We start from the raw sequence: 17,651 nt of genomic DNA, 5'->3' as shown, positions 1-17,651 counted from the left end.
TTCCGTTTTGTACTTCTGCGTCTTCAGATCACGTAGTCGCCTCCGCCGCCCTGGAACGCCAGATCCGCCAGCGTGACGCTGTCCAGATAGTCGTTGATGAGCTCGTTTAGCTTTGTCCACATGGGCAGCGTGCGGCACTCCGCCGCCCGGGAGCAGGTGTTGCTCCCGCCCTCCAGACAGGATACCGGCGCCAGCGGCCCCTCGATGAGCCGCAGGATGCTGCCCACCGTGTACTCGTCAGGCCTGCGGCTGAGCTTGTAGCCGCCGCCCCGACCCCGCTGTGCGGTGACGAACCCGTGTTTGCTGAGGACAGCCATGATGCCCTCCAGATATTTTTCCGAGATCTCCTGCCGCCTGGCCACGTCCACCAGCAGCAACGGCTCCCCGGTATTATTCTCCGCCAGGTCTACCATGACCCGCAGCGCATATCGTCCTTTTGTGGAAACCAACATTGCAGTGCCCTCCTTTTTACCCTCAGCAGACAAAGGTCAGCACGGTTTTTCAGGGCATCTTCGGCGGCTGGCGGCGTTATGCCCACGAGGGGCACGCCCCATCCGTAAGGCGGCGGAGCCGCCAACGTTGATTTTAGCCGCTGGCAGGCGTGCTGCCCTTTGTCTGCTGAGGGTATAAACATAGTTTATCACAATGTTTTTAGAAATACAATTCTTTTTCAGAAAAATAAATCCTAAAAACATATTGACAAAGTATGTTGTCTGTAGTATACTCCGGATAGTATACAAAAAAGGTGGGATTTGACGATGTGCAACACATCCTCTGTCGTCCTGAAACCAGACTTCCGATGTCCCGGTCGCAGCTGCAGCTCTGCGCCGCAGGGACGGAACCGGCCGTCCCGGACATATTTGATTTAAAATTCTGATCGATAAAGGAGACTGACATCATGGCGAACATTTATACTTCCGCCGATCAGCTGATCGGCCGTACCCCTCTGCTGGAACTGACCCACATTGAGAAGGCGCTGGGCCTGGAGGCCCGCATCCTGGCCAAGCTGGAGTATTTCAATCCCGCCGGCAGCGTCAAGGACCGCATCGGCAAGGGCATGATCGATGACGCGGAAAAGAGCGGCAAACTGAAGCCCGGCTCCGTCATTATCGAGCCCACCTCCGGCAACACCGGCATCGGCCTGGCCTCCGTGGCCGCCGCCCGGGGCTACCGCATCATCATCGTCATGCCGGAGACCATGAGCGTGGAGCGCCGTCAGATCATGAAGGCCTACGGTGCGGAGCTGGTGCTCACCGAGGGCGCCAAGGGCATGAAGGGCGCCATCGCCAAGGCCGAGGAGCTGGCGAAGGAGATCCCCAACAGCTTTATCCCCGGCCAGTTCGTGAACCCCGCCAACCCGGCGGTCCACCGCGCCACCACCGGCCCGGAGATCTGGCAGGACACCGACGGTCAGGTGGACTACTTCGTAGCCGGCGTCGGCACCGGCGGCACTCTCACCGGTGTGGGCGAATACCTGAAATCCCAGAATTCCGCCGTCAAGGTGGCGGCGGTGGAGCCCAAGGACTCCCCCGTCCTCAGTGAGGGTCGTGCCGGTTCCCACAAGATTCAGGGCATCGGCGCCGGTTTCGTCCCCGAGGTGCTGAACACCAAGATCTACGATGAGGTCATTCCTGTTGCCAACGAGGACGCCTTTGCCACCGGCAAGCAGATCGGCCGCTCCGAGGGCATACTGGTGGGCATCTCCGCCGGCGCCGCCGTCTGGGCCGCCATCCAGATCGCCAAGCGTCCCGAGGCCAAGGGAAAGACCATCGTGGTCCTCCTGCCGGATACCGGCGACCGCTATCTCTCCACGCCGCTGTTCGCGGATTAAATCCAGGAAAGCGGTTATTCTGATTTTCCCCCCTTCCGAAAGGGCGGCGGATCTGCACCGCCGTCCTTTCACCCTGCTGATGCAAAGGAGAAACAACGATGTCATCCAAAGGAAAGGTCCTCATCGCCATGAGCGGCGGCGTGGATTCCAGCGTCACCGCCTGGCTCCTGAAGGAGCAGGGGTACGAATGCGTAGGCGCCATCATGCGGCTCTATGAAAACGAGACCGCCGGACTTTCTCAGGACAGCCGCACCTGCTGTTCCCTGGAGGATGTGGAGGACGCCCGCAGCGTGGCCCGGCGGCTGGAGATGCCCTTCTATGTGTTCAATTTCAAAGATGACTTCTCGGAAAACGTCATCCGCCGCTTCGTGGACGCCTATGAGCAGGGACGCACTCCCAATCCCTGCATCGACTGCAACCGCTACCTGAAATTCGGTGGGCTGTACCGCCGGGCCAGGGAACTGGGCTGCGATTTCATCGCCACCGGCCACTATGCCCGGATCAGCCAGGCGTCCAATGGCCGCTGGCAGCTGAAAAAGGCCGTGGATGGGCCTAAGGACCAGAGCTATGTCCTCTATTCTCTCACCCAGGAGCAGCTGGCCCACACCCTGCTCCCGCTGGGAGAGCTGACCAAGGCCCAGGTCCGGGAGATTGCGGAAGCGCAGGGCTTCGTCAATGCCCGGAAGCATGACAGCCAGGACATCTGCTTTGTCCCCGATGGGGATTACGCCGCCTTCCTAGAGCGGTACACCGGCCATTCCTATCCGCCGGGAGACTTTCTGGACGAGGCCGGAAACCGGCTGGGCACCCACAAGGGTATCATCCGGTACACCATCGGCCAGCGGAAGGGGCTGGGCGTCTCCGCGGACGAGCCCGTGTACGTCCAGAAGAAAGACGCGGCGTCCAACACCGTGACGCTGGCTCCCAATGACCGGCTGTTCACCGCCGACCTGGACGCGGACGACGTGAACTGGCTGTCCATCCCCGCGCCGGACAGTCCCATCCGGGTCACGGCCCGGACCCGCTATCACCAGCCGGAGCAGCCCGCCGTCCTCCGCATCACCGGCCCGGACCGCATCCATCTCACCTTCGACGTGCCCCAGCGGGCCATTGCCGCCGGTCAGGCGGTGGTGTTCTACGACGGGGACGCGGTGCTGGGCGGCGCCACGATCCTGTGAAGTGCAAAACGGAGATCCCGTTCTCCGGCGAAAAACGCCGGGACGTGATCTCCGTTTTCTTGTTCCTGTCCAGCCTTCCCCGGAAACCCTTCATTCCGGACGAGCGGACACATCAGGCGCGTGCCCATGGGCCAACCCCAGGGAATCCCGGTATTTTTTCGGCGAGAGACCGTAGCGCTCCCGGAACAGCTGGTGGAAATACCGCAGATTGCTGTATCCCACCGCCTCGGCGATACGGTCCACGTGCATGGCCGTGTTCTTCAGCAGATAGGCCGCCTGGCTCATCCGCTTTTCCTGCAAATGCTCCGTGTAGGACTTTCCGGTGCGCCGCTTGATCTGCCGGGAGAGCCAGGCCAGATCATAGTGCAGCAGACCCGCCAGCTCCGTCAGGCTTCCGTCCCGGTAGTTCTCCTCGATGTACCGGAAGACCCGCATGAGTGCCTCGTCCTCCTCGGATTCGCAGATCAGGCGGTCGGCGTGGTTGATGAGCTGCATCAGCAGCAGGCCCATGGTGGTCTGGTTCAGGTTGCGCTTGTTGGGCACGTCCTGGATCAGCGTCCACAGCAGGTTCTCCACCAGATTCTGGATGGGCAGCACGTTGGCCACCTTGAAATACAGGTAGTTGGAATTCTGCCGGTTCAGGCTGTCCACGATGAACTTCCGCAGCGGGGTCTCCTCCTCATCCAGCATCTCCAGAGCCTTGTCAAAGAACGGAGGTTGGATAATGAAGTTCACCGCCAGATCCTCCTCGCCGGCGGGCAATATCTCCTGGCTGGCGCCCTGGCCGAAGAACAGCAGCTCGCCCTGCTGAAGCTCGATCCGTGTGCCGTTGGCGATATGGGTGGTCTGCCCCTGGCACATGTACACCAATTCCACATAGTCGTGGGTGTGGGGCGGGAAGTGGACAAAGCGGGTGTGGGGGCGGATGGTGATGAGCTTTCCGCTGTCCAGCAGCTTTTTGGCGTTGATGACGTTGCCGGTTCGCTCGATATAGAGTTCCCAGTCAACGGCGTCGCTGCCGTCCAGAATGGAGCGCTCCTCCGCGGTGATGGGCCGGAGCCAGTTGAGGATGGTACTGTCGATCATGGCTGTTTTCCGGCGGGCAGGCCCGCCCTCCTTTCAACGGATTCCGCCGCGGCGGACGCAGGTGTGTCTGCCTTCAGTATACCAGACACGCCGCCGGTCCGCAATGCAAATCAGGATACTTTTCTTACACAAACACCGCCCCTTTTTCCGGGCGGTTTTTTCCTGTATAATCGGACGCAGAGATCAAACGTGAAGGCGGTGAGCGCTTGAACCACTATCTTGCCATTGACATCGGCGCCTCCTCCGGCCGCCACATCGTGGGCTGGAGAGAGGACGGTGAGCTGAAAACAAAAGAGGTCTATCGCTTCCCAAACGGCGCCGTCCGGAAGGACGGGCACCTGCTCTGGGACGCCGGGGGTCTGCTGGAGTCGGTAAAGGCAGGCATCGAACAGGCCCGGGAGCTGTTCCCCGACATCCGGAGCCTGTCCATCGACACCTGGGGCGTGGACTACGTCCTCATGCAGGGCGACCGGGAGCTGTTCCCCTGCTACTGCTACCGGGACGGCAGAACGGAGGACGTGATCCCCCGGGTGCATGAGCTGGTCCCCTTCTCTCAGCTGTACCGGCACACCGGCATCCAGTTCCAGCCCTTCAACACGGTCTATCAGCTTTACGCGGACCTGCTGGCGGGCCGTCTGGAAGGCGCCACGGACTTCCTGATGCTCCCCTGCTGGCTGATGTACCGCCTCTGCGGCGTGAAGGTCCACGAGTACACCAACGCCACCACCGGCGGCCTGGTCAACGCCGAGACCGGCGAGTATGACATGGAGCTGATCCGCACTCTGGGGCTTCCGGAGCATCTGTTCCCGCAGCTGCAGGCTCCCGGCACCGTCATCGGCCAGTACGAGGGCATGGACGTGGTCCTCTGCGCCACCCATGACACCGGCTCCGCCGTGGAGGGCATCCCCATGGAAGGCGAAGCCCCTTACATCTCCTCCGGCACCTGGAGCCTGCTGGGCGTCAAGACGGAAAAGCCCCTGACGGACGCGGAAAGTGAACGGGCCAACTGGTCCAACGAGGGCGGCGTGGGCTACAACCGCTATCAGAAGAACATCATGGGCATGTGGCTGGTGAACCAGCTCCAGAAGGAGCTGTGCCCCGGAAAGCCCTTCGGCGCCATCGTGGAGGAGGCCGAGGCCAGCCGCTTCGACGAGACGGTGGACGCCAACGCCCAGGCGTTCATGTCTCCAGAGAGCATGAAGGCCGCTTTCGACCGGCAGCTGTCCGGCAAACCTGCCTGCGAGGCCGACTATTTCCGCTGCGCGTACCGGTCCTTGGCCCTGTGCTACCGGCAGGCCATTGAGGAGTTGGAGCGCAACACCGGAAAGCACTATGACCGGCTGTACATCGTGGGCGGCGGCGCCAAGAGCCAGTTCCTCAACCGCCTGACGGCCGAGGCCACCGGAAAAGAGGTCGTCGCCCTGCCCATTGAGGCCACCGCCCTTGGCAACTTGAACATTCAAATGAACCTTCAGGAGGGAACCATATGAGCTACAGCGAAGCAAAAGTCAAGTACGCCGCCTGCGGCGTGGACGCCGAGGCCGCCATCGAAAAACTGAAGACCGTCCCCATCTCTCCACTGCTGGCAGGGAGACGACGTCCGGGGATTTGACACGGACCCCAGCAAGCCCCTGACCGGCGGCATCCAGACCACCGGCAACTATCCCGGCCGTGCCCGTACGCCGGAGGAGCTGACGCTGCAGGCCCTGTCCGTGGCGCTCCAGGTGGAGAAGGACTGGGATCCTGTGAAGTACGTCCGCTGCCATCCCGGCGGAAAGCTGGGCCAGCTGCGGGAGAACGAGAAGTAAGGAGGGCCGGTGAATGCTGACGGGAAAGTGCATCCATCCGGAGCTGATGCGGGTGGTGTCCCTGCTGGGCCACGGCGACAAGGTCCTGATCGCCGACGGCAACTATCCGCTGGCGTCCAAGACGGGCGAGGCGGAGAAGGTGTGGCTGGGACTGCGTCCGGGCCTGCCCACGGTGACGGACGTGCTGGAGACGCTGCAGAGCGTCATCAACATTGAGAGCGCCCAGGTGATGGAGCCTGCGGACGGGACTGAGCCGGAGATCTTCGGGGAGTTCCGGAAGATGCCGGGCGGCATGGAGCCGGGCAAGATGGGCCGGTTCGAGTTCTACGACGCCTGCGGGGAGAAGACCCTGCGGCTGGCCATCTCCACCGGCGAGCAGCGCACCTTCGCCAACATCCTCATCACGGTTGGCGTGGCGTAAGCGCAGACAAACAAGACGAAGACCGGACCGGGCGGATCGCCCGGTCCGGTTTTTTATATGCGGAGCTTCGGTTGAAATACGCAGCGTCATCGGCCAGCCAGCACCTTGCCAGCTTCATCGGCGCGTATTCCTGGCCATCATCGTGCCCGCCATCCTCATCAGCTTTCCGCAGTACGACGGAGCACAGTTGTTCGGGGATGTCTGTTACACAGGCGTTTCGGATTTGCGGAACACTGTTCCGAGGTGTCCGGGATCGCTTGCATAAAAAAGAGAAATATTGTAGACTTTCAACAAGGACGGCCATCCTAAATTTACACCTTTTCAGCAGGACGTGCACAAGAGGGAGAAAGTTATGAATAATTTAAACCGGAAATTGTCAACAGGAACAAAGATTGGCTATGGTATCGGCCAGCTGGGTTCCGGACTGGCCTACAACCTGTATTACTACTACTTCATCTACTTCATGACCAGCTTTGCCGGGGTCGCTCCCGCGGTGGCCGGCACCATTTCTCTGTTCGCTGTTATTTGGGACGCTGTTACCGATCCTATTATCGGTTTCTTCAGCGATAAAATGAAGGTCAAGACCGGCACCCGCCGTCCGATGATGATGCGTGCTTCCGTACCTCTCGGCATCACCGTCTGGCTGCTGTTCTCCGCCTTTGATTTCGAGTCCGACGGCGTCAAGATTTTCTACTATGTGATCCTCAACATCTTCTTCTGGCTGTTCTTCACGATGTGCGACATGAACCACATCATCATCGGCCAGGAACTGACCAAGGACTACGATGAGCAGAGCTCCATCCGCGGCTTCTCCTCCGCCTTCATGTATGCGGGCGAGCTGGTGGTCTCCGGCTGCACCATGATCCTGGTAAACCGCTGCTCCACGGAAAAGGTGGGCTGGGCCATCGTCGCCGTCGTGACCGCCGCCTTCTGCTTTGTCTCCTACTTCCTGGCCGGTGTCTGCACCAAGGGCAAGGAGATCAGCCTCAGCACCGAGGAGGCCAAGGCCAACTCCTTCTCCTTCAAGGATTTCATGGAGTGCCTGACCGACAAGACCTACATCATCGTGGTCCTCATCGCCCTGTTTGCCAACTGCATCGTTGGTATCCAGGCCTCCGGCAACATCTACGTCCAGACCTATTTCTATGAGCTCAGCGACATCCAGATCGGCGTCATCAACATGGGCAAGTGCTTCTACATGATCGTGATGGCCATGGTGATCGGCAACATCTCCAAGAAGATCGACAAGCGCACCATGATGATCTTCGGTTTCTTCTGCTATGGCTTCGGCATGTTCCTGCCCCGGATCCTGCCTCCCACGATCCCCCTGTACTGCCTGGCTCTGTGCTTCTCCGCGCTGGGCAACTCCACCTTCTGGACCCTCATCTACTCCGTCGCCGCCGACGTGATCTCCATCAACGAGCTGGAGAGCGGCGTCAACCGCGCAGGCGCCATGACGTCTCTGCTCTCCTGCGTGAACAAGTTCGGCTGCTCCATCGGCATGTGGCTGGTGGGCGTTGGCCTGGACTTCTTCCACTTTGACGAGACCGCCGCCGTTCAGAGCGCCGGTGCCGTCTCCGGCATCCGCACCATCTACGGCGTGGGCGGCCTGGTCTTCGGCCTGATCATCGCCTTCCTGGCCATCAAGTATCCCTACTCCCGCAAGGTCTACAATGCCAAGATGGCAGAGCTGGAAGCCGCGAAAAAGTGATCTTCCGCTTCTGACGACATAAAAGAAAGGCTCCTGCCGCATGTGTTCAGCTGACTCAGGAGCCTTTCTTTAATATCCAGATCCGTATTCAGTTCACGCTGGGCTGGGAGAGGACCATGCTGTGGATGCCGCCGCCGCCCAAAAACAGCTCCCGCGCCTGAATGCCGATCCGTTTGCGGCGGGGAAACAGCTGGGCGAAGATCTGCTCGGCCTGCTCATCGCAGGGATCGTCAAACCGGGGATAGATCAGTGCGCCGTTGGGCATGTAGAAATTCAGATAAGAGCCCACCAGCCGGTCCCCCGCCAGACGGGGCAGCGTGTCCTTGCACCAGTCCACGCCGTCCGCCTCCTCCCTTGTAATGACCAGAGGGCTGGGCAGCGGGATCTTGTGGATGCGGAGCTTTCTGCCCTGAGCGTCCGTCTCTTTGGAGAGGATCTCCTCCGCCTCCCGCACGATCTCGTACTGCGGGTGAGCGGGATCGTCCGTCCAGGACAGGATCAGCTCTCCCGGGCGGATAAAGCAGAGCAGATTGTCGATATGGCCCTTTCCCTCGTCCATATAGAGCCCGCGATGGAGCCAGATCACCTTTTTGATGCCCAGGTAGTTTTCCAGGGTGCGCTCGATCTGATCTTTGGACAGGCTGGGATTGCGGCCCTCGCTGAGGAGGCACTCCTCCGTGACTGCCAGCGTATCCTCGCCGTCGAAGGAAAAGGCACAGCCCTCAAACACGAACTCCCGCAGCTGGTAGCTGTCGATCCCCGCCACTTCGCAGATCTTCTGCGCGGCCAGGTTGTCCGCATCCCAGGGGAAATACAGCCCCTCCAACTGGCCGCCGTAGCCGTTGAAGGTCCAGTCCACGCCCCGCACCTTGTAGCCGTTTGTGATGAACGTGGGGCCGAAATCCCGGACAAAGGCGTCGTTGGTGGTCATTTCGATGACGCGGACCTCGGGGCAGAGGTGATTCCGGGCGTTTTCGTACTGGTCGGCCCTGACGCAGACCGTCAGCGGCTCAAACCGGCTGATCTCCCGTGCGATTTCACAGATCACGCGCTGGGCCGGCTTGGCGCCCAGGCGCCAGTTGTCCGGGCGCTGGGGCCAGACCATCCAGCTGCCCGCGTGCCACGCATATTCCGGCACGAGACGAAATCCCTCGGCGGCCGGAAGTGTATGCAAAACAGCCATTACTCATTCCAACCTTTCTGCGGCATCGCTTCGCCGCTGATTACTTCGGTATCCTGATTGTTCCGGTCCTGCCGGAGATGATAGAATATCAGATCGATGACCGCGATCATGGCGGCGACGGGCGACTGCTGGGAGTACACAGGGATGTCCAGGTCGCTCATCCGCTGAAGGATGCCGCCGTGTTCATTGGAGACGGAGATCACGGCAGGCCGCTTGTCCGCCAGAATGCGCGTCACCGGCTCCACCGCTTCACGGCTCTGCTCCGCTGTGGAAAACACCATCAGCACGTCGCTCTCCTCCACGGAATGGATCAGTCCTTTCAGCTCATAGGCGTGGACAGGCCGCTCCGCGTGGTACTCGCAAAGGCAGAACATGCGCTGGGCGTACTCCGCCGCGATGCCGGCGAGACTGTCGCTGAGCAGAACGATCCTGCGCTCCCGGATCAGATCCAGCAGCATTGCGATCTTGTCCGGGGAGATGGAGCGGAGCGACTGCGTGATGTCCGCGGAGTAGCGCCCGATCCAGTCGTTTGGCAGTTCCTGACCGGCGTCGTTCGTCTCCTGGGTGGGATAATCGGCCAGCCGGAGCGAGTTGATGAAGTCCGCATAGCCGGCAAACCCCAGCTTCTGCACGAACCGGAATATGGTGGTCGTGGACACGTAGCACTCGTGCGCCAGGATCCGGATGCTCTTATCTTTCACGGCGTGCATGTTCTGCGCCACGTAGTCGAATATCTTCAGCTCAGTCTCATTCAAAGAAGATAGATATGGGACGACAACGGAAAAAAAATCTTCTTTCATAGCAGGTATAACCTTTCCAAGAAGCGTGGCGGTGTTGTAAAATTATTGCTGCGGGATCTCAGCGCTGATCACAATATCCATTTTATATAACTTTTGCCAGATTGTAAATGATAAACCCCAAAATCGCCGGAGGGATTTGCCGTCCGCCGGCTGAATCAGAAGGAGGCTTTGCTCTCATGGAAAAAATTCTTCCCGATCTGCGGCAGAGCGCCCAGATCTCCGCGCTGGAAAACGATCTGCGCGCCATCGTCAATGATCCGGTCATGCCCGTACCCGGGTGCGGCGTGATGGCCTTTCAGGACGGAAAACTCCTGTATGAGGGATGCTTCGGCTTCCGCCGCGTGGATGCCGCGCATCCGGAAAACAACCTGCCCTTCCGCACGGACACGCGCTTCCGCACGGCGTCCATCTCCAAGGTCTTCTCTGCCGTAGGCGTCATGCAGCTGGTGGAACAGGGGACCCTGGATCTGGACGCGGACGTCAGCGTCTATCTGGGCTTCCGGCTGCGCAATCCCAACTATCCCGACGAGCCCATCACCCTGCGGATGCTGCTGTCTCACACCTCGTCCATCAGAGACGGAAGCGTCTACTCCACTCCGCCGGAGGACAACATCGAACAGTTCTTCCTGCCGGACGGCAAATACTATGCCGGCGGCGAGCATTTCGCCGGTTCTTCCGACGGGATCGACCGCGGTCCCGGCCGCTTCTTTGCCTATACCAATCTGAACTACGGTATCATCGGCACCATTTTTGAGCGGATCAGCGGTCTTCGCTTCGATGAATACATGAAGAAAAACGTGCTGGAGCCCATGGGCCTTCAGGCCAGCTTCAACGTGGGAGACTTTACAGCCCAGCAGCTGCACGACCTCTCCCCCCTCTACCAGTCCAAAAACGGAGACTGCTGGGACGCCTCCCAGCCCTGGGCGGCCCAGATCGACGACTATCAGGATCAGGTCCAGCCCCGGGACAAGGTGCTCATCACCAATCCGGACCTGGGCGGCGAGAACGTCCTGGCGGATCTGAGCGCGTATCGCATCGGCGACAACGGCACACTGTTCTCTCCCCAGGGCGGCCTGCGCATCTCCATGGAGGAGCTGCAGGCTCTGGCGGAGCTGTTTCTGACAGACGGTCTGGTGAATGGAAATCGCATTTTGAGCAAAGAATCCGTGGATACCATGTTCACCCCGTGCTGGACCTATGACCCCCAGAAGCAGAACGGCGACACCTACGACGGGCTGATGACCTGTTATGGCCCGGGCATCCAGAAATTCACTTCCGGCCAGCGAGACCGCTTCCTGCCGGAGCGCAACGTGGTCATGTCCGGCCATTTCGGTGAAGCCTACGGACTGCTGGCCGGTCTGTTCGTGGACCGTCAGCGCAAGTGCGGGATCTTCTATGTGATCAACGGGCAGGGCGCGCCCGACACGGAGCATCACGGAAACTATTCCGGAATGTATCAATGGGAAGAGCGGCTGTGCAGCGCCCTGCTGGACAATCTGTTCCCGGAGCTGTGACCGGGTCCCTGTTCTCACCATCTGCCGGAAGGCCGGCAGAAACTCTCCTGAAAAATTAGAAAGGTTGTTTTATTTTGCAATTGGCAGGAAAAAATCTGCTCGCCAGCTTCCTGCGGTTCGTCTCCGCGACTGCCGCATCGCTGATGGTCTTCTCCCTCTATTCCATGGTGGATGGTCTGATGGTAGCCCGGGGCGTCGGGGAATATGCCATGAGCGCCGTCAATCTGGCCCTCCCGTTCACCAACGCACTGTTCTCCATCGCGGTGATGTTTGCCGTCGGCACCTCTACCGTCATCGCCATCTGTCTGGCCCAGAAACAGCGGCAGGAGGCTGACGCCCTCTTCTCGCAGAATCTCACCGTGCTCCTATGCCTCGGTGTGCTCATCACGGCGTTGGTGTTCCTGTTTATGGAGCCCTTCGCCAGACTGCTGGGCGCCGATTCCGTGACGCTGGACTACGTCAAGAAATACCTTATGGGACTGGCTCCCTTCAGTGCGTGCTTTCTGATCTCCTATAATCTGGAGATCCTGATCAAGACGGACGGGTATCCCCAGGTGGCCATGTACACCGTCATTACAGGATGCCTTGCAAACTGCGTGATGGATTATATCGCCATTTTCCATCTGGGGCTTGGCGTATTCGGCGCGGCGGTGGCCACGGGACTCTCCCAGTTCCTCACCTGCGTCATCTACCTCATCCACTTCTTCGGGAAGAAGTGCACCTTCCATCCCCGGAGATTCCGGTTTAATCCTCACATCTACCGGCGCATCCTGCCCATTGGCTTCTCCGACGGCATCACAGAGCTGTGTACCGGCTTGATGATCTTCCTGTTCAATCGCACGCTGCTGCGCTGCATCGGCGCCGACGGTGTGGTGACCTATACCATCATCGCCTATATGAACACCGTCATCATCAATCTGATGGTGGGGATCTCCCAGGGGTCCCAGCCGCTGGTGAGCTTTTACTTCGGCAAGAAGGAGACCGGCAGCTGCCATCGTCTGCTGAAGTACGGGCTTGTCTCCGCGGCGATCCTGGCGCTGGTGTCTTTCACGGGCCTCTATGCCGCCGCCCCCCAGATCGTGAAGGCGTTTCTCAAGGAGTCCAATCCGGAGCTGGTGGCCTACTCCGTCCGCGCCTTCCGTCAGTACAGCGTCTCCTATCTGCTGGTGGGCTTCAATGTGGTCATCGGCGGCTTCCTGACAGCCCTGGAACGGCCCAAGCCCGCCATCTGCATCTCCATGGGGCGCGGTCTGGTCCTCCAGAGCATGTGCCTGCTGACGCTGGCCGCCATCGGCGGCGGCGACGCCATCTGGTTCACCCCCATCTTCTCCGAGATCCTGTGCCTGTGCATGTCCCTGTTCTTCCTCCGGCAGTATCTGCGGAGCAAGTGAGCCGCAGTCTCTGCCGTCAGCCGGTGAGGGCGCACTGCTCAGGGGCAACACTTTACACGACAAGACCTCCCTCAGCTCTCATACGGCCTGCGGGCCGTATTGGGAACTGGGGGAGGTCTTATGTCCGGAAGCGCCCGGGATGGAGAAGGTCTTGCCTGTCTGCTTCAGGGAGGGCTTGCTCTTGTGATCTTTGTCGCATACTCCCATTGCCGCAAAACAGTCCCATCAGGGTCGGTTCCCGCGCTCCGGCACGTGCCATCTGCGGAAGCCACCCTCATGGGACATTTTTCTCGAAAGACGATCCGATCCGCGGTCATTGTGGAGTCCATCAACGGCTTGCAGGGAGGACCCATTGACTTTCTCCATAAAATTGGCAGATAATTTTGTCAGAAATGCCAGAAGTGTTGTCGTCTCTTGACATTGTTCTGGCAGAAACGTATAATCGTTTTACATTTATCGGACATAGGACAAATGACAAAAAACAACGATCACTGGAGGTACCTGTGTATGAAGCATGGGAAAGTAATCATAGTTGCCCTGTTGGAAGCTGCACTGCTGGCCGCCAGTCTGTCTGGCTGCGGCAGTACGGAGACATCCGGCAGAGGTGATGGCGAATACCAGAAGATCAACCTCTCTATGGCAGTCAACGGAACCGACACACAGATTGACTCTCTGGTCGCGCACCATTTTGCCGACATGGTGGCGGAGCGCTCCGACGGAAATATCGTCATCGACGTCTTCCCCAATGATACCCTGGCCGGCGGCAACAGTACCAAAGGCGTGGAATATATCGCCGTGGGCGGCTCAGACCTGGGGGCCTACGCCACCTGCGTTCTGGCAAATCTGGAACCCAAGATGTCTGTCGCTACTCTGCCGTGGTCCTTTACATCCTATCAGCAGGCCCGGGAAGTGATCGATTCCACCGGCGGCGAATACTACGCAAAGCTCCTGAAGGAGAAGGGCATCACTTATCTGGGCTCCTTCCATAACGGCTTCCGGCAGCTCACCAACAGCAAGCGCCCCGTCACGAAGCCGGAAGATCTGAAGAACCTGAAGATCCGCGTCCCCGGCTCCGCCGTGTACATGAGCGTGTTCAAGGCACTTGGAGCCAGTCCTACCGCCATGAGCTGGAGCGAGGTCTTCACCGCGATCCAGCAGGGAACCATCGACGGGCAGGAGAACGGCTGCTCCGTCACGAAATCCTCCAAGATGGACGAGATCCAATCCTATATGACCATCTGGAATTACAGCTATGAGAATGACCTTTTTGTGGCCAATTCGAAGATTTGGGAGAGCCTGGAGGAGAATACCCGCCAGCTGCTTCAGGAGTGCGCCACGGAGTCCTGCGAGTGGGGCCGTGACCGGCTGGAGGACGAGGAAGACCAGCTGATCAAGGGCTTCCGGGATGCCGGCATGCAGGTGGATATTCTGACTGAGGAACAGCTCAAGGCGTTCCAGGAAGCAGTCGCCGACGTGTCTGCCGGGCTGAAGGCAGAGTACGGTGAGGAAGCCTGCGCCGCCTTTGGCATCAAATAAGGAGGTAGCGTATGTTAGAAAAGATCGAAAAATTTGTTGCCTGCGTCTGCGTCTCTGTCATGGCTGTGCTGGTCTTTGCCAACGTGATCGCCCGCTATGTGTTCAACCACTCTCTGGCCGTCTCCGATGAGATCTCCACATATCTGTTCGTCCTGATGAGCTTTATGGGCACGGCCATCGCCGCCCGACGGAGAGCGCATCTTGGCCTGTCCATTATTACGGATCGCGTCAGTCCCCGCGCACGACTGGTCATTAATATATCCATGTACGGGATCTCCGCCCTGTTCTGCCTTCTGATCGTGATCTTCGGCGTTCAGATGGTCATCAGCCAGTACCAGATGGGTCAGGAGACCGCCACCATGCAGTGGCCCGAGTGGATCTACGGCTCTTTCGTGCCTGTGGGTGCGGCGTTCGCTGCCATTGCATTCCTGGAGGGCATGACGGATATGTACAAGGAATATCGCGCAGAGGAGGACAAATAAATGGTCGGCATCGTATTACTGGGTATCTTCGTATTGCTGCTGGTATTCGGCGCCCCCATCGCCGTCTGTCTCGGTATGTCCAGCGTGGGCGCCATTCTGGTCCAGGGGGCAGGCAAGCCCCTGGAGGCCATCATGAGCGTTTTGCCCCGGCTGTGCTCTTCTGCCAGCAGTAAATTTGTCCTGCTGGCGATTCCCTTCTTCATTCTCTCCGGCAACGTGATGGAGAAGGCCGGTATCTCCGGCCGGCTCATCAACCTGGCCGAAAAATGTCTGGGCCACATCCGCGGCGGCATGGCTATGGTCTGCGTGGCAGTATCCTGCTTTTTCGCGGCCATCTCAGGCTCCGGCCCCGCTACGGTGGCGGCCCTGGGCCTCATCATGATCCCCGCTCTGGTGAAAGCTGGCTATTCCGCGCCTTTTGCCTGCGCCCTGATGGCCGCGGGCGGCGCGATCGGCGTGGTAATCCCGCCGTCCATCACCTTCGTAGTGTTCGGCTCCATCGCCGATGCGTCTATCACGAATCTGTTTATCTCCGGCCTGGTCCCCGGTCTTCTGATGGGCATCGGTCTGATTGCGGCCGCGCTGTTTCTCGGCCGGAAAATGGATCTGAAGGTGCAGCCCAAGGCATCGGCGCAGGAGCGTCTGAAAGCGTTTAAGGACGCCTTCTGGGGTCTGCTGATGCCCGTCATCATTCTGGGCGGTATCTATGGCAGCATTTTCACGCCCACGGAGGCGGCAGCCGTCTCCGTGTTCTACGGATTGATCGTAGGCGTTTTCGTCTATGGCGAGATCAACCTGAAAAAGATGAAGGATATCCTCATCGACTCTTGCAGCACCACCGCCACCGTCATGTTCATCACCATGGGTGCGACCCTGTTCGGCTATGTACTCACCCGGGCCAGACTGGATCTGGCGATCAAGGACTTCATGCTGAGCATTACCGGCGGCAACTGGATCATCTTCTTTATCATCGTCAACATCGTGCTCCTGATTGCCGGCTGCTTCCTGGACTCCACCTCCGCCCTCTATATCTTCACGCCGCTGTTTGCACCCGTTGCGCTGGAACTGGGCATCAGCCCCATCCATCTGGGCGTCGTCATGATCGTCAACCTGGCGATCGGTCTGTTCACGCCGCCTGTTGGCGTGAACCTGTACGTGGCCTGCGGCATCGGTGACATCAAGATTGAGGAGATCACCAAGGGGGTCATCCCCTGTCTCGTCGCTGAACTGGCGGTCCTCCTCCTGGTCACGTATATCCCCGGCATCTCCACAATGTTTGTGTCCTGATCTGTCAACCTGTGGGCTGATTGACAAAACGAAGCTCCGGACGGGAAAACGCTCCCGTCCGGAGCTTTTCTAACTGTCAATTTCCCCAAAAAATGTGTCGATATTTTTCCAAAAGTGAAAATCTCAAAAATGCTATTGACTTTGTCAGACAAATCGATATACTGTAGTTGTCATTTGTCCGACATATTGCAAAGAAGGCGCAGAACTAAACTTTTATTGAGGTGATTTTTGTGAAAGACATTTCCATTCAGGAACTGAAAAACACCGCCGTACAGATGCGCATGAAGGTCATTGATATGATCTATAAGGCCCAGTCCGGTCATCCGGGCGGCGCCCTTTCGGCGGCAGACTTTGTCACTGCCTGCTATTTCAAGTACATGAACCTGGATCCCCAGAATCCCCGCTGGCCGGATCGTGACCGGATGGTTCTTTCCAAAGGCCATGTGTGCCCCATCCAGTACGCCTGTCTGGCCTCTGTGGGCTTCTTCCCGGAGTCTGAGCTGGACACTCTGCGGAAGGAAGGCTCCATGCTCCAGGGCCACCCTTCTATGAACAAGTGCCCCGGCATCGACATCTCCACCGGCTCTCTGGGTCAGGGTCTGGCCTGCGCGGTCGGTATGGCCATGGCCGGAAAGATGGATCAAAAGGATTATCATGTATTCTGTGTGGTGGGCGACGGCGAGGCCCAGGAGGGCGAGATCTGGGAGGCTGCCAATACCGCCCACAAGTACAAGCTGGACAACCTGATCACGTTCGTGGACTTCAACAACCTCCAGATCGACGGTACCTGCGACGAGGTCATGCCCAACGGCGACCTGGGTGAGAAGTTCAAGGCCTTCGGCTGGGAGACCCTCGAGATCGACGGCCACAACATGGAGGAGATCGTGGCAACGCTGGATAAGTGCTACGCCTCCAAGAACGGCAAGCCCAAGTGCATCTACGCTCATACCATCAAGGGCAAGGGCGTTTCTTTTATGGAGAACGTCTGCTCCTGGCACGGCGTCGCTCCCAACGAGGAGCAGTACAAGCAGGCAATGGCTGAGCTGAAGGCCCAGCTGGCTCAGTAAGCGAGGAGGGAACAGCAATGAGTGAAGTCATGAAAAAAGCGACCCGTGACGGCTTTGGCGAGGCTATCGTCGAGCTGGGCAAAGAGAATAAGAACATTCTGGTGGTGGACGTCGATATCGGCAAGTCCTGCAAGACCACGCAGTTCATGAAGGAACTGCCCGAGCAGCATGTCAACGTCGGCATCGCTGAGCAGAACGGCGCGGGCGTCGCCGCCGGCCTTGCCACCTGCGGCAAGCTCCCGTACGTCGTCACCTACGCGGCGTTCGGCTCCATGCGGATGTGCGAGATGATCCGTCAGGAGATCTGCTATCCCAACCTCAACGTCAAGATCGCCTGCTCTCACGGCGGCGTGACT

16 protein-coding genes and 1 pseudogene are annotated in these 17,651 nt (G+C 59.2%); 13 read left to right on the top strand and 4 right to left on the bottom strand.

Annotated features, from left to right (window positions below):
- Positions 1-23: 23 nt before the first annotated feature.
- Positions 24-452 (bottom strand): RrF2 family transcriptional regulator, encoded by a 429-nt coding sequence (locus ACTNBU_RS05355; RefSeq protein ID WP_441031554.1) that lies wholly within the window; start codon positions 450-452, stop codon positions 24-26.
- A gap of 446 nt (positions 453-898) precedes the next feature.
- On the opposite strand from ACTNBU_RS05355, the gene cysK reads away from it, so the two are divergent.
- Together cysK and mnmA are read left to right on the top strand one after the other, a co-directional pair.
- Entirely contained in the window at positions 899-1,831 is a 933-nt protein-coding gene (cysK, locus tag ACTNBU_RS05350) for a cysteine synthase A (RefSeq protein WP_441031552.1), read from the top strand.
- Between the two features lie 98 nt (positions 1,832-1,929).
- Positions 1,930-3,009 (top strand): tRNA 2-thiouridine(34) synthase MnmA, encoded by a 1,080-nt coding sequence (mnmA, locus tag ACTNBU_RS05345; protein WP_441031551.1) that lies wholly within the window; start codon positions 1,930-1,932, stop codon positions 3,007-3,009.
- A gap of 90 nt (positions 3,010-3,099) precedes the next feature.
- Here the strand turns inward: mnmA and ACTNBU_RS05340 are convergent, their stop codons facing one another.
- Positions 3,100-4,095, bottom strand: a complete 996-nt coding sequence (locus tag ACTNBU_RS05340; protein WP_441031549.1) for an AraC family transcriptional regulator — start codon at positions 4,093-4,095, stop codon at positions 3,100-3,102.
- A 206-nt stretch (positions 4,096-4,301) separates the two neighbouring features.
- Between ACTNBU_RS05340 and ACTNBU_RS05335 the strand changes: the two genes are divergently transcribed.
- The 4 genes from ACTNBU_RS05335 to ACTNBU_RS05320 all read left to right on the top strand — a co-directional run bounded on the left by ACTNBU_RS05335 (position 4,302) and on the right by ACTNBU_RS05320 (position 8,035).
- The gene (locus tag ACTNBU_RS05335) at positions 4,302-5,585 is read left to right on the top strand and encodes a rhamnulokinase (protein WP_441031547.1); all 1,284 of its coding nucleotides are present in this window, start codon (positions 4,302-4,304) and stop codon (positions 5,583-5,585) included.
- Positions 5,582-5,707: a hypothetical protein gene (locus ACTNBU_RS05330; RefSeq protein WP_441031545.1), complete on the top strand. Its 126-nt coding sequence runs from the start codon at positions 5,582-5,584 to the stop codon at positions 5,705-5,707. Before ACTNBU_RS05335 ends, ACTNBU_RS05330 begins: the two co-directional genes overlap by 4 nt.
- A gap of 209 nt (positions 5,708-5,916) precedes the next feature.
- The gene (locus ACTNBU_RS05325) at positions 5,917-6,324 is read left to right on the top strand and encodes an RbsD/FucU family protein (RefSeq protein WP_441031543.1); all 408 of its coding nucleotides are present in this window, start codon (positions 5,917-5,919) and stop codon (positions 6,322-6,324) included.
- Between the two features lie 373 nt (positions 6,325-6,697).
- Complete coding sequence (locus ACTNBU_RS05320; protein ID WP_441031542.1) at positions 6,698-8,035, top strand: MFS transporter; 1,338 nt, start codon at positions 6,698-6,700, stop codon at positions 8,033-8,035.
- An 88-nt stretch (positions 8,036-8,123) separates the two neighbouring features.
- Here the strand turns inward: ACTNBU_RS05320 and aguA are convergent, their stop codons facing one another.
- Both aguA and ACTNBU_RS05310 read right to left on the bottom strand, forming a co-directional pair.
- A complete protein-coding gene (gene aguA / locus ACTNBU_RS05315; protein WP_441031540.1) occupies positions 8,124-9,218 on the bottom strand; it encodes an agmatine deiminase in 1,095 nt (364 codons plus the stop codon).
- Positions 9,218-9,973, bottom strand: a complete 756-nt coding sequence (locus tag ACTNBU_RS05310) for a MurR/RpiR family transcriptional regulator (RefSeq protein WP_441031538.1) — start codon at positions 9,971-9,973, stop codon at positions 9,218-9,220. The genes aguA and ACTNBU_RS05310 overlap by 1 nt, the downstream gene beginning before the upstream one ends.
- A gap of 221 nt (positions 9,974-10,194) precedes the next feature.
- On the opposite strand from ACTNBU_RS05310, the gene ACTNBU_RS05305 reads away from it, so the two are divergent.
- From ACTNBU_RS05305 to ACTNBU_RS05275, 7 genes and pseudogenes are all read left to right on the top strand, one after another.
- A complete protein-coding gene (locus tag ACTNBU_RS05305) occupies positions 10,195-11,532 on the top strand; it encodes a serine hydrolase domain-containing protein (RefSeq protein ID WP_441031536.1) in 1,338 nt (445 codons plus the stop codon).
- A gap of 80 nt (positions 11,533-11,612) precedes the next feature.
- Entirely contained in the window at positions 11,613-12,923 is a 1,311-nt protein-coding gene (locus tag ACTNBU_RS05300; protein ID WP_441031534.1) for an MATE family efflux transporter, read from the top strand.
- A 540-nt stretch (positions 12,924-13,463) separates the two neighbouring features.
- Positions 13,464-14,459 carry a DctP family TRAP transporter solute-binding subunit gene (locus tag ACTNBU_RS05295; RefSeq protein ID WP_441031533.1) on the top strand — a complete coding sequence of 332 codons (996 nt, stop codon included), beginning with the start codon at positions 13,464-13,466 and terminating at the stop codon, positions 14,457-14,459.
- Between the two features lie 11 nt (positions 14,460-14,470).
- Positions 14,471-14,941, top strand: a complete 471-nt coding sequence (locus ACTNBU_RS05290) for a TRAP transporter small permease (protein ID WP_441031531.1) — start codon at positions 14,471-14,473, stop codon at positions 14,939-14,941.
- A complete protein-coding gene (locus ACTNBU_RS05285; protein ID WP_441031530.1) occupies positions 14,942-16,228 on the top strand; it encodes a TRAP transporter large permease in 1,287 nt (428 codons plus the stop codon).
- 230 nt (positions 16,229-16,458) lie between these two features.
- The gene (locus tag ACTNBU_RS05280; protein ID WP_441031528.1) at positions 16,459-17,295 is read left to right on the top strand and encodes a transketolase; all 837 of its coding nucleotides are present in this window, start codon (positions 16,459-16,461) and stop codon (positions 17,293-17,295) included.
- A 17-nt stretch (positions 17,296-17,312) separates the two neighbouring features.
- A pseudogene (locus tag ACTNBU_RS05275) lies at positions 17,313-17,651 on the top strand (transketolase family protein); the annotation flags it as partial.

The sequence above is a fragment of the Dysosmobacter sp. HCP28S3_G4 genome, assembly GCF_052065175.1.
Lineage (GTDB): Bacteria > Bacillota > Clostridia > Oscillospirales > Oscillospiraceae > Oscillibacter.
Note: the sequence above shows the minus strand (reverse complement) of the source record. Positions and strands in the feature narration are given on the sequence as shown.

Excerpts from the sequence above, each read along its gene's own strand:
- ACTNBU_RS05355 (WP_441031554.1), bottom strand. The coding sequence starts at position 452 with ATGTTGGTTTCCACAAAAGGACGATATGCGCTGCGGGTCATGGTAGAC.
- cysK (WP_441031552.1), top strand. The coding sequence starts at position 899 with ATGGCGAACATTTATACTTCCGCCGATCAGCTGATCGGCCGTACCCCT.
- mnmA (WP_441031551.1), top strand. The coding sequence starts at position 1,930 with ATGTCATCCAAAGGAAAGGTCCTCATCGCCATGAGCGGCGGCGTGGAT.
- ACTNBU_RS05340 (WP_441031549.1), bottom strand. The coding sequence starts at position 4,095 with ATGATCGACAGTACCATCCTCAACTGGCTCCGGCCCATCACCGCGGAG.
- ACTNBU_RS05330 (WP_441031545.1), top strand. The coding sequence starts at position 5,582 with ATGAGCTACAGCGAAGCAAAAGTCAAGTACGCCGCCTGCGGCGTGGAC.
- ACTNBU_RS05325 (WP_441031543.1), top strand. The coding sequence starts at position 5,917 with ATGCTGACGGGAAAGTGCATCCATCCGGAGCTGATGCGGGTGGTGTCC.
- aguA (WP_441031540.1), bottom strand. The coding sequence starts at position 9,218 with ATGGCTGTTTTGCATACACTTCCGGCCGCCGAGGGATTTCGTCTCGTG.
- ACTNBU_RS05305 (WP_441031536.1), top strand. The coding sequence starts at position 10,195 with ATGGAAAAAATTCTTCCCGATCTGCGGCAGAGCGCCCAGATCTCCGCG.
- ACTNBU_RS05290 (WP_441031531.1), top strand. The coding sequence starts at position 14,471 with ATGTTAGAAAAGATCGAAAAATTTGTTGCCTGCGTCTGCGTCTCTGTC.
- ACTNBU_RS05285 (WP_441031530.1), top strand. The coding sequence starts at position 14,942 with ATGGTCGGCATCGTATTACTGGGTATCTTCGTATTGCTGCTGGTATTC.